General features: G+C 41.0%; 7 protein-coding genes, 2 tRNA genes and 2 rRNA genes (1 of these 11 running past the window's edge). All 11 read right to left on the bottom strand.

What is annotated here, in order from left to right; translation table 11 throughout:
• A 23S ribosomal RNA gene (locus tag NSQ71_RS00055) occupies positions 1-377 on the bottom strand (it extends 2,557 nt beyond the left edge of the window).
• Positions 378-552: 175 nt separating this feature from the next.
• Positions 553-628, bottom strand: a tRNA-Ala gene (locus NSQ71_RS00050).
• Between the two features lie 16 nt (positions 629-644).
• Positions 645-721: transfer RNA gene (locus NSQ71_RS00045), tRNA-Ile, on the bottom strand.
• A 136-nt stretch (positions 722-857) separates the two neighbouring features.
• Positions 858-2,411 (bottom strand): 16S ribosomal RNA (locus NSQ71_RS00040).
• The 16S and 23S rRNA genes sit together here with 2 tRNA genes alongside, the layout of an rRNA operon.
• 210 nt (positions 2,412-2,621) lie before the next feature.
• Complete coding sequence (locus NSQ71_RS00035) at positions 2,622-3,722, bottom strand: HD-GYP domain-containing protein (RefSeq protein ID WP_339198190.1); 1,101 nt, start codon at positions 3,720-3,722, stop codon at positions 2,622-2,624.
• 239 nt (positions 3,723-3,961) lie between these two features.
• Positions 3,962-6,418, bottom strand: a complete 2,457-nt coding sequence (gene gyrA, locus NSQ71_RS00030) for a DNA gyrase subunit A (RefSeq protein WP_339210741.1) — start codon at positions 6,416-6,418, stop codon at positions 3,962-3,964.
• Positions 6,419-6,499: 81 nt separating this feature from the next.
• Positions 6,500-8,425, bottom strand: a complete 1,926-nt coding sequence (gene gyrB, locus NSQ71_RS00025; protein ID WP_340732200.1) for a DNA topoisomerase (ATP-hydrolyzing) subunit B — start codon at positions 8,423-8,425, stop codon at positions 6,500-6,502.
• Between the two features lie 195 nt (positions 8,426-8,620).
• Positions 8,621-9,730: a DNA replication/repair protein RecF gene (gene recF / locus NSQ71_RS00020; RefSeq protein ID WP_340732198.1), complete on the bottom strand. Its 1,110-nt coding sequence runs from the start codon at positions 9,728-9,730 to the stop codon at positions 8,621-8,623.
• A 15-nt stretch (positions 9,731-9,745) separates the two neighbouring features.
• A complete protein-coding gene (yaaA, locus tag NSQ71_RS00015; protein ID WP_339210739.1) occupies positions 9,746-9,961 on the bottom strand; it encodes a S4 domain-containing protein YaaA in 216 nt (71 codons plus the stop codon).
• 166 nt (positions 9,962-10,127) lie between these two features.
• Entirely contained in the window at positions 10,128-11,264 is a 1,137-nt protein-coding gene (gene dnaN, locus NSQ71_RS00010; protein ID WP_340732196.1) for a DNA polymerase III subunit beta, read from the bottom strand.
• Between the two features lie 204 nt (positions 11,265-11,468).
• The coding region (dnaA, locus tag NSQ71_RS00005; RefSeq protein WP_340732194.1) for a chromosomal replication initiator protein DnaA at positions 11,469-12,500 on the bottom strand (1,032 nt) is incomplete at its 5' end.

The raw sequence follows: 12,500 nt of genomic DNA, 5'->3' as shown, positions 1-12,500 counted from the left end.
GTTGTTACCTTCTCTGACGGGCCTTTCCAGACCTCTTCGTCTACCCCGTTCCTTTGTCACTCCTTAATCGAGTGTCCTACAACCCCAAGAGGCACGCCTCTTGGTTTGGGCTGTTCCCGTTTCGCTCGCCGCTACTCAGGGAATCGCTGTTGCTTTCTCTTCCTCCGGGTACTTAGATGTTTCAGTTCCCCGGGTTGCCCTCCATACCCTATGGATTCAGGTATGGATACTGCCCCATTACGGACAGTGGGTTCCCCCATTCGGACATCTCCGGATCGACGCTTACTTACAGCTCCCCGAAGCATTTCGGTGTTTGTCCCGTCCTTCATCGGCTCCTAGTGCCAAGGCATCCACCGTGCGCCCTTTCTAACTTAACCGTTTCTTCCTAACATGAGCGATCTATTCGTGAATGTCTTTCCGTTATCCAGTTTTCAAAGAACAATGCTTTTTCTCAATGAGCTCCCTTGCTGCTTGAATTGCTTTTAGCCGAACATCCGATCCTTCGAATGGGCTCTCGCATAGGAGCAATGCTTCCAATATTCATCAAACTTATGGTGGAGCCTAGCGGGATCGAACCGCTGACCTCCTGCGTGCAAAGCAGGCGCTCTCCCAGCTGAGCTAAGGCCCCAGGATGGTCTTATTTATGGTGGGCCTGAGTGGACTTGAACCACCGACCTCACGCTTATCAGGCGTGCGCTCTAACCGGCTGAGCTACAGGCCCATCCTGTATTTTTTTATTCAGCTTCTATTCGCTGGGAAATCGACTTTGCGAATTCACCAGCAAACGGGGAAGGATGTGATCCTTCAAAACTAAACAAAACGGAAAAGCGTACCTTTTTCAATGTATATATCCTTAGAAAGGAGGTGATCCAGCCGCACCTTCCGATACGGCTACCTTGTTACGACTTCACCCCAATCATTTGTCCCACCTTCGGCGGCTGGCTCCCGTAAGGGTTACCCCACCGACTTCGGGTGTTACAAACTCTCGTGGTGTGACGGGCGGTGTGTACAAGACCCGGGAACGTATTCACCGCGGCATGCTGATCCGCGATTACTAGCGATTCCGGCTTCATGCAGGCGAGTTGCAGCCTGCAATCCGAACTGAGAGTGGTTTTTTGGGATTCGCTCCACCTCGCGGTTTCGCTGCCCTTTGTACCACCCATTGTAGCACGTGTGTAGCCCAGGTCATAAGGGGCATGATGATTTGACGTCATCCCCACCTTCCTCCGACTTTTAGCCGGCAGTCACCTTAGAGTGCCCAACTGAATGCTGGCAACTAAGGTCAAGGGTTGCGCTCGTTGCGGGACTTAACCCAACATCTCACGACACGAGCTGACGACAACCATGCACCACCTGTCACCCTGTCCCCGAAAGGGGAACGCCCTATCTCTAGGGTTGTCAGGGGATGTCAAGACCTGGTAAGGTTCTTCGCGTTGCTTCGAATTAAACCACATGCTCCACCGCTTGTGCGGGTCCCCGTCAATTCCTTTGAGTTTCAGCCTTGCGGCCGTACTCCCCAGGCGGAGTGCTTAATGCGTTTGCTGCAGCACTAAAGGGTGGATACCCTCTAACACTTAGCACTCATCGTTTACGGCGTGGACTACCAGGGTATCTAATCCTGTTCGCTCCCCACGCTTTCGCGCCTCAGCGTCAGTTACAGGCCAGAGAGCCGCCTTCGCCACTGGTGTTCCTCCACATCTCTACGCATTTCACCGCTACACGTGGAATTCCGCTCCCCTCTCCTGCACTCAAGTTCCCCAGTTTCCAATGGCCGCTCGCGGTTGAGCCGCGAGATTTCACATCAGACTTAAGGAACCGCCTGCGCGCGCTTTACGCCCAATAATTCCGGACAACGCTTGCCACCTACGTATTACCGCGGCTGCTGGCACGTAGTTAGCCGTGGCTTCCTCGTCAGGTACCGTCAAGGTACCGCCCTGTTCGAACGGTACTTGTTCTTCCCTGACAACAGAGCTTTACGATCCGAAGACCTTCTTCGCTCACGCGGCGTTGCTCCGTCAGACTTTCGTCCATTGCGGAAGATTCCCTACTGCTGCCTCCCGTAGGAGTCTGGGCCGTGTCTCAGTCCCAGTGTGGCCGGTCACCCTCTCAGGTCGGCTACGCATCGTCGCCTTGGTGAGCCGTTACCTCACCAACTAGCTAATGCGCCGCGGGCCCATCCTGCAGTGACAGCTAAAAGCCGCCTTTCAACCGAAAACCATGCGGTTTTCGGTGTTATCCGGTATTAGCTCCGGTTTCCCGAAGTTATCCCAGTCTGCAGGGCAGGTTGCCCACGTGTTACTCACCCGTCCGCCGCTAACCTAAAGGAGCAAGCTCCCTTCGGTCCGCTCGACTTGCATGTATTAGGCACGCCGCCAGCGTTCGTCCTGAGCCAGGATCAAACTCTCCAAAAAAAGTTTGTCACCAAATGCTCTTGTCAGAATCAACAGGCACGCTTTTCGTTTTGTTCAGTTTTCAAAGATCATATATCAAAAACAGCGACTTTTACATTATAAAATCATACTTTATGGTTGTCAACACTTTTTTTATTTTAATTGCTGACTTCAGTGATTATAGCAGTTTCAATCGTTTTTGACAAGCATTATTTTATATCTTCGAAAAAACTAAAAAACCTTTATAATCGACAAATCCTTGCTCTTTTCCAAAGATATAATTTGATCGGAATCTTCTGCTTGTACCATCGGCTTTGTAACCAATTTTTCATTTATAAAAACGATTTTCCCATAAGCTCCATTAGAAAGCTTTACTGTTCGTCCTACCATATCTTTTATAAATATTTTTTTGAAAGCTTGAACAACCGATAAATCAAATTTTCCAAATTGGTCTTTTTCTATTTGATCCAATACGTGAAAAGGCGATTGTCCATTGCGATATGGACGAGGAGAAATCATTGCTTGATATGCGTCTGCAAACGAAATGATTTTGGCAAAAGGATGAATTTGAACGCCTTTAATTCCTAAAGGATAACCTGATCCATCAAATCGTTCATGATGCTGCAAGACTGCAACTTTCGCACCTTCTGTTAAAGCTGGTAAATCTTTTAATAATTTATAGCTGTGAATAGGATGTTCTCTAACCTCGAGGAACTCTTTTTCTGTCAGCGCTTCTTTTTTTGTTAAAATTGCCGGCGTAATTTTTGCCATCCCGCAATCACTTAACAGACCTGCAAGAGCAATTTGATTTACTTCACCAGTTAAAAATCCCATTTTTTTTGCAATTAAAGCGCTTAATAAAGAGACAGAAACAGAATGATGGCAAATATAATTTTTTGCATCACATGTTGTATAAGTCTCCATTATTTTGCTTGTTTGATCAAACCCAGCTTTTAATACTGGGAGGAGTAATGTTCTAATTTTATAAATATCTACTGAAGCACCCGACTGCCAAGATAAAAAATACTTTTGGAGCTGTTCTACTGAATGTACAAAAATTTCTTCAAAAGCAGTTTTGGATGAACTTTCCGTTTTTTGAACGTCAGCCTCATTTTTTTGAGGTTGATCAGTGGAAATATCCTCTTTCGCTTCTTTTACTCCTGTAGTAGTAGAAGTCCGGACTTGAACTTCTTTAATTAAAAATGCACGAAAAAATTCAATATGTTCCTCATTAATAACAGTGCCTTTTTTCGCAATTGGTTTTGGTGACAAAGAATAAACATCTTCTGCTAAGACAAATCCCGGCTTCAATTTTTTGACATGAATCCGCAAATGAACCCCCCCCCTTTAAATAAAAATCAATTGGCACCCACTCATTTAGGAACGTAAATAAACCTAAAAACGAAAAATACCTTTTTTTCACAGGATAAAGATCAGGAAATATTCGTTTGATCTCCATAAATTAACAATACCACAGCTTTAAAAGCTGTGGTAGACCTAAAATTAGTACTTTTTCCTTCCGTTGGCAGAATATGTTTCAACAGATATCACCCTTCAAAAAAGAGCACTTTTTATTCTTCTTCCTGCTGTTCCTCTTGCTCTTCTTTTTCAACGAGCGCAACCGTTGAAACATGTTCATTTTCATCAAGTTTAATAAGCTTTACACCGACTGTATTACGTCCCATTGAAGAAATATCATTGACATCCATGCGAATCAGAACGCCGTTCCCAGTAATGATCATTAAATCTTCGTCACCGCGAACAGCTTTTACAGAAACTACCGATCCATTTTTAGGTGTAATGTTGCATGTTTTTAAACCTTTGCCGCCCCGGGTTTGGATTCGGTACTCGCTTTCGTGCGTACGTTTTCCGTACCCATTTTCAGTTACGACTAATACATCGACACCTGGGTCCAGCACTTCCATGCCGACAACTTCATCATTTTTTTCCAACGTAATTCCCTTTACGCCCGTAGCTGTGCGGCCCATTGACCGGACATCTTGTTCATGAAAACGAATTAACATTCCATTTTTTGTTCCAATTACAATATCTTTTGTACCATCTGTCAAATGTACGGAAATAAGCTCGTCCCCTTCCCGTAGGTGCAGCGCAATTAAGCCGCTGTTACGAATATGGGAAAATTGAGAAAGCGGTGATCGTTTACATATCCCTTCTTTTGTTGCAAAAAATAAAAACCAATCATCAACAAATCCTGAAACAGGGATGATGGCATTGATCCATTCATCTTGGTCAATTTCCAATAAATTAATGATCGGAAGCCCTTTAGCTGTTCGTCCAAATTCAGGAATTTCATATCCTTTTGCTCGATAAACTTTTCCTTTATTTGTAAAAAATAAAATAGTATCATGTGTGCACGTTGTTAAAAGATGCTCAACAAAGTCGTCAGCATTAGTTCCCATTCCTTGAATTCCTCTTCCGCCACGCTTTTGGCTGCGGTAAGTAGAAACAGGGAGACGCTTAATATAGCCTTTATGGGTAAGCGTAATGACAATATTCTCTTTTGGAATCAAATCTTCGTCTTCAAAAGCTTCTAAACCAGTTGCAATTATTTCTGTACGGCGCTCATCATTAAAACGCTCTTTTATTTCTTCTAATTCCTCACGAATAATGTCTAAAACCTTTTCTTCGCTGGCTAATATACCTTTTAACTCTTCAATTAGCTTTACCAGCTCATTATATTCCTCTTCTATTTTTTCTCGTTCAAGGCCTGTCAGACGCTGCAGCCGCATATCCAAGATTGCCTGTGCTTGCTTTTCCGTTAAGCTGAATTTTTCCATTAATCCTTCGCGGGCAATATCTGTTGTTTTGGAGCTTCGAATCAGGTTAATCACTTCATCGATATGATCTAATGCAATTCTTAACCCTTCCAAAATATGCGCTCGCGCTTCAGCCTTTCTTAATTCAAAAGCAGTACGTCTTCTAATAACGACTTTTTGATGATCTAAATAATGCTCTAAAATTTGTTTTAAATTTAATACTTTCGGTTCTCCGTCTACTAAAGCAAGCATATTAATTCCAAAGCTTGTTTGTAATGCCGTCTGTTTATATAAATTATTCAAAAGCACGTTGACATTTGCATCTCTCCGAACTTCGATGACTATGCGCATACCTTTTCTATCAGATTCATCTCTTAAATCGGAGATACCGTCAATTTTTTTCTCACGGACAAGCTCTGCAATCTTTTCAATAAGTTTTGCTTTATTTACTTGGTACGGAATCTCAGTCACTATAATTGCCTGTTTCCCGTTTTCTCTTTCTTCAATTTCAACCTTTGCCCGGAGCGTGATCGATCCTCGTCCGGTCTCATAAGCTTTTCGAATGCCGCTTTTCCCCATTATTTGTCCTGCCGTCGGAAAGTCCGGTCCAGGAATGATTTCCATTAGCTCTCCAATGGTGATGTCTGGATTTTTACTTAATGCCAGAACACCGTCGATTACTTCGCCGATTTGATGTGGAGGAATGTTGGTCGCCATTCCTACTGCAATTCCGGATGCGCCATTTACGAGCAAGTGCGGGAAACGGGAAGGAAGAACGACAGGCTCCTTTTCCGATCCGTCATAATTATCTTGATAATCAATGGTGTCTTTATTAATGTCACGCAAAAGTTCCATTGAAATTTTTGACATTCTCGCCTCTGTATAACGCATCGCAGCTGCGGCGTCTCCATCAACGGATCCAAAGTTTCCGTGACCATCCACCAGCATATAGCGATAGTTAAAATCTTGGGCCATTCTCACCATCGTCTCGTAAACAGCTGAATCTCCGTGTGGATGGTACTTACCGATCACATCTCCTACAATCCTTGCAGATTTTTTATGCGGTTTATCCGGAGTCATGCCAAGGTCATGCATGGCATAAAGAATTCTCCGGTGAACAGGCTTAAGTCCGTCACGGACATCAGGCAAGGCGCGCGACACGATGACGCTCATCGCATAATCAAGGAAGGATGAACGCATTTCTTGGCTTATATTGACTTCCTGTATTTGCGATTCTTTGTTTTCAGCCATTTTTTATTACCTCCGTAAAAATCAATTCCCAAACCTCACTTTATGGAGAAAAACAAAATGAGAATGGGGTGAACAAATCGATTAAATATCCAAATTTTTTACATAACGGGCGTTTTCTTCAATAAACTGGCGGCGAGGCTCCACTTTGTCTCCCATTAAAATTTCAAACGTTTCATCCGCATCAATCGCATCCTGCAATGTTACTTGAAGCAGCGTTCTAGTTGATGGATTCATTGTTGTTTCCCAAAGCTGCTCAGCATTCATTTCTCCAAGTCCTTTGTAGCGTTGAATGCTTGGCTTCGGTTGGCTTGGAAGATTGGACAAAATTTTATCGAGCTGCCGATCATTGTACGCATATTCAACCCTTTTCCCTTGTTGAATTCTATATAAAGGAGGCTGCGCAATATAAACATATCCTTTTTCGATAATTCCTCTCATGTACCGATAGAAAAAGGTAAGCAGCAGTGTACGAATATGCGCTCCGTCCACATCGGCATCCGTCATAATCACAACTTTATGGTATCTCGCTTTCGAAACATCGAAATCTTCGCCAATCCCTGTTCCAATGGCTGTGATTATGGCACGCACTTCATTGTTGGATAATATTTTGTCAAGACGTGCTTTCTCAACATTTAAAATTTTTCCTCTCAACGGCAAAATAGCTTGGAAATGTCTGTCCCGGCCCTGCTTAGCAGAACCACCGGCAGAATCACCCTCAACAACAAACAATTCTGAGATGGATGGATCTTTTGACGAACAATCTGCTAATTTTCCAGGCAAATTCGAAACATCTAATGCGCTTTTTCTTCTCGTTAATTCCCTTGCTTTTTTGGCAGCTAAACGGGCTCTTGCCGCCATCAAACCTTTTTCCACAATTTTTTTGGCTGTTTGCGGATGTTCGAAAAGAAACGTTTCAAACATTTCCGAGAAAATGGAATCCGTAATTGTTCTTACTTCGGAATTTCCAAGCTTTGTTTTCGTTTGTCCCTCAAATTGGGGATTAGGATGTTTGACAGAAATGATCGCGGTTAACCCCTCACGAACATCTTCTCCTGATAAATTTTGATCGTTTTCTTTAATAGCTCCTGTTTTTCTAGCGTAATCATTAATAACTCGAGTTAAGGCAGTTTTAAAGCCGGATTCGTGAGTGCCACCCTCATATGTGTGAATATTATTAGCAAAAGAGTAAATATTACTTGTATATCCATCATTGTATTGAAGAGCGATTTCTATTTTTATTCCATCTCTGTCTCCTTCAATGTAAATCGGTTCTTCATGAAGAACCTCTTTTGTACGGTTGAGATGCTTTACATAGGAGATAATGCCGCCTTCATAGTAATATAAATTTTGCCGTCCTTTTTCGTCCCGCTTATCTTCTAATGTGATCTTGATTCCGCGGTTTAAAAAGGCAAGTTCTCGCAAACGCGACGCCAACGTATCATAATCATATTCAGTTGTTTCTTTAAAAATTTCAGGATCAGGCTTGAAATGCACAATGGTTCCTGTCGTATCCGTTTTTCCGACAATTTTCAAATCTTCACAAGGGACACCTCGGCGATATTTTTGATAGTAAATATTTCCATCACGATGAACAAATACCTCCAGTTCTGTTGACAGTGCATTCACAACTGAAGCTCCTACACCGTGGAGTCCACCAGAAACTTTATAGCCTCCGCCTCCGAATTTTCCTCCGGCATGAAGTACAGTCATGATGACTTCAACGGCTGGTCTTCCCATTTTTTCTTGTATTCCGACGGGTATTCCCCGTCCATTATCTTTTACTGTTATGCTATTGTCTTCTTCGATCGTCACATTTATTTCTGTACAAAAACCCGCTAAAGCCTCATCTATACTATTATCGACAATTTCCCAAACGAGATGATGAAGACCTTTGGAACTGGTAGATCCAATATACATTCCAGGTCTTTTTCGAACAGCTTCCAACCCTTCCAGCACTTGAATCTGGTTTTCATCATATGTTGTTTGTTCCTCATGATTTTGTTCCATCGCCACAATGATCACCTACACTTTTATAAACATAAAATCGATTGAATAGATAAAAAAATCTTTTTTCCACAAAAAAATCTAAATGGATTGATCCGCTTTTTTCAAAGTAATGACACGATCTATGCATGAGTAAAAAACAAGCTGCAGATGTTAAAATTCTTAATAGCATCATGATCTGTTTCAAAAAAAAATAATTTATATTAATTGTCCGGAAGATACACGATAGATAGCCGCTTCCTTCAAGGTTTTGTGATCAATTCCATCTACGCTTGTTGTTGTCACAAATGTTTGCACTTTCCCTTGAATGGCATTTAATAAATGAGATTGCCTAAAATCATCTAATTCTGATAAAACATCGTCCAACAATAATACAGGATAATCGCCAATCTCTTCATGGATCAAATCTATTTCGGCCAATTTCAGCGAAAGAGCTGTTGTGCGCTGCTGGCCTTGCGATCCGAATGTTTGAACATCCCGGCCGTTCACATAAAAAATAAGGTCATCTCTGTGGGGACCGGCTAACGTCGTTCCACGTTCTATTTCCTTTTCTCTTATTTTAGCAAACCTGTCATAGTATACTTCTACTATTTTCGACAAGTCTGCTTCTTCTGATACATCAACAGAAGGCTTATACTGAATTCTTAATTCCTCCATTCCCCTAGAAATGCTGGAATGAATCGGTTGTGCCCATTTTTCAAGCTGCTTAACAAACAAATATCTTTTTTTAATGATGCTGCTTGCTGTTTCACACAGCTGAAGTGTAAGCACATCCAACATTTTTTCATCCGTTTGCTTTCTCGTCTGGAGGAGCTTTAAATAATGATTTCTCTGCTGAATGATTTTTTGATATTTGTTCAGTTGGTGCAAATAAACGGGAGAAACTTGTCCAATTTCCATATTGATAAAACGCCTGCGAATTTGCGGACTTCCTTTTACTAAATTCAAATCTTCCGGAGCAAACATAATCACATTGACGTGACCGACATACTCGCTTAATTTTTTTTGTTCTAAATGATTTAATTTAGCTTTTTTCCCTTTGTTGGAAATAATTAATTCAACCGTAGAAAAACGATTTTGTTTTTCTATTCTCCCTTCTATTTTAGCATATTCCTTCTCCCATTGAATGAGCTCTTTATCATTGCTGGTTCGATGGGATTTCGCCATCGCCAAAACATAGATGCCCTCCATCATATTTGTTTTCCCTTGGGCATTTTCTCCAATTATCACATTGACTTTGTTTTCAAATTGTATATGAAGGGACTCATAATTACGGTAGTTCTTTAAACTGAATTCTTTTAAATACAATGAAGGTCACCAACTTCAGTTTTTTACAATAAAGGTTCCAGTCTCTTTTACTTCTACTATGTCTCCGTCTCTCAGTTTTCTCCCCCGGCGCTGTTCCCTCTCAGAATTTACGAGCACTTCATGCTCCTGGAGAAACCATTTTGCCATTCCGCCAGTTTGGATGACATCCGCCAATTTTAAAAATTGTCCGAGTGTAATATATTCACCTTTAATTTGAACAATACGCTTCATCTGATTTTCATCCGCTTTCTCAAAATAGTCTCTAACTTTTTATTTTACTAAATATTTCCCAATTCGAAAAGAAAGCTACTAGCTTTTTTGATTACTAGTAGCTTTCTTTTTATTTCCAGCACTATAAAATAGTGGAATTTATCGTGAAGAATCCGACGACAGCTGTTTAATATGTTCGAACAGGAAGAATCAGCTGCAAAACTGTTTCATCTTCGGGAACACGAATTAAAAACGGCCTCATCGCCCCTGTAAAGCTGATGTGAATTTCTGATCCTTCCACTGCTTTTAATGCATCTATCATATATTTTGCACTAAAGGAAATTTTTAAATCTTCTCCCTGAACATCTTTGGCATGAATTTCTTCGACAACCTTCCCAATTTCCGGTGAATTTGACAAGATTTCAACCTTCCCGTTAGGAAATGTTGTCAACTTGACGACGTTATTGCGTCCTTCTCTTGCAAGAAGAGATGCGCGGTCTATAGCTTGTAAAAAATCTTTTGCGTCAAGAACAATATCCGTTTTACTTTCCATTGGAATAAGTCTGCTCGTATCAGGGTAATTTCCGTCTAAGAGACGTGAAAAGAATAATATGTTTTTCGTCTTAAACAAAACTTGATTTTCTGTAATGACAATTTCGACAAGATCATCGTTTTCATCAAGAATTTTATTCAGCTCATTTAAGCTTTTTCCCGGAATAACGACATTATGCGCTTCAGAAATATTGGTTTCCACTTTTGCTTTCCGTAAAGCTAATCGATGGCTGTCCGTTGCAATACATGTTAATTCGCCATTTTCTAAACGCCAGTTTACACCGGTTAAAATTGGTCTTGTTTCTGAAACCGAAACAGCAAAAACTGTTTGTCGAATTAAGGTTTTTAATAGATCTGATGGAATTTTAAAAACGTTTTGCTCCTCAATTTCCGGCAATCTTGGATATTCTTCTGCATCCAAACCATGCAGATTAAATTCCGCACTTCCTGATCGAATAATAGTTAGAAAGTGGTTTTCCACTTTCATTTCCACTTTATCCTGCGGAAGCTTCCTCACAATATCACTAAAAAAACGAGCTTGCAAAACAATGCTTCCGGGCTCGATAATTTCCGCTTGAATCGTTCCATTTTCTTCTGCAGGTATAAAGGACTCAATCGAAATGTCTGAATCACTGCCTGTTAATGAAATGCCCTCTTCTGTTGCGACAATTTTTATTCCGGTCAATATAGGTATGGTTGTTCTAGAGGAGACGGCCTTCATGACATCTTGGACGCTTTCAACAAGCTTATTTTTTTGGACAATAACTTGCATGTAAATCCTCCTTCTAAGGCTGCACTGCCATCTATCAAACAAATACATTTTATATTATTATTATTTTTTAATTAAAAAATATAGTATAAGTAGTAATAGGGCTTGTGGATATGTTGATAACAATGTTAATGAAAGGAAGCACAGTCTATCCACATGTGGATAAACTGTGCATGCCAATGTCAAAGTTATTCACAATGTCCTCAACTAATGATAATGAATGGAATGCTTTAACTGTTCTTTTATTTCATTTATTTGATTTTGCAGCTGTGGGTCTTCTTCTAATAGCTTTGAAATTTTTTCATGAGCATGAATGACTGTTGTATGGTCTCTTCCTCCAAATTCTTCTCCAATTTTCGGCAAAGAAGAGTCGGTTAATTCTCTTGATAAGTACATGGCAATCTGTCTTGGAAATGCAACAGACTTTGTTCTCTTTTTTGCTTTAAAATCTTCCAATTTAACATTAAAATGCTGTCCAACTACACGTTGAATTTCTTGAATGGTAATAATTTTAGGCTTGGAGCTCGGTATAATGTCTTTTAATGCTTCTGCCGCGAGATCCGCGTTAATATCTTTATTAATGAGAGAAGAATAAGCTACTACGCGTATAAGGGCACCTTCTAGCTCACGAATATTTGTATCAATTTGGTTGGCAATATAAAGCATGACTTCATTTGGAATATCCAATCCATCAGCTTTCGCTTTTTTTCTTAAAATGGCAATTCTTGTTTCGAGGTCAGGAGGAGTAATATCTGTTATGAGCCCCCATTCAAAACGTGATCTCAGCCGGTCTTCAAGAGTAGGAATTTCCTTTGGCGGCCTGTCGCTTGAAATGACTATTTGCTTGCTTTCCTCGTGAAGTGTGTTGAACGTATGGAAAAATTCCTCTTGTGTTTGTTCTTTTCCAGCAAGAAATTGAATATCATCTATCAATAGAACATCAACATTCCGGTATTTATTGCGAAATTCATCGGCTTTATTGTCACGGATTGAGTTAATAAATTCATTCGTAAATTTTTCTGATGACAAATAGACGACTCTCGCGGAAGGATTATGTTCTAATACATAATGGCCGATTGCATGCATTAAATGAGTTTTTCCGAGACCGACGCCACCATAAATAAACAGCGGGTTGTATGCTTTTGCCGGCGCTTCCGCAACAGCCAGGGATGCAGCATGGGCAAATCGATTTCCTGAGCCGATAACAAACGTATCAAAAGTATATTTTGGATTCAGCAA

Origin of the sequence: Aeribacillus sp. FSL M8-0235 (genome assembly GCF_038000355.1) — a bacterium.
Taxonomy (GTDB): domain Bacteria; phylum Bacillota; class Bacilli; order Bacillales; family Aeribacillaceae; genus Aeribacillus; species Aeribacillus composti.
Note: the sequence above shows the minus strand (reverse complement) of the source record. Positions and strands in the feature narration are given on the sequence as shown.

Bases quoted from the DNA above. Each gene is read 5' to 3' on its own strand.
- gyrA (WP_339210741.1), bottom strand. From the start codon at position 6,418: ATGGCTGAAAACAAAGAATCGCAAATACAGGAAGTCAATATAAGCCAA.
- gyrB (WP_340732200.1), bottom strand. From the start codon at position 8,425: ATGGAACAAAATCATGAGGAACAAACAACATATGATGAAAACCAGATT.
- yaaA (WP_339210739.1), bottom strand. From the start codon at position 9,961: ATGAAGCGTATTGTTCAAATTAAAGGTGAATATATTACACTCGGACAA.
- dnaN (WP_340732196.1), bottom strand. From the start codon at position 11,264: ATGCAAGTTATTGTCCAAAAAAATAAGCTTGTTGAAAGCGTCCAAGAT.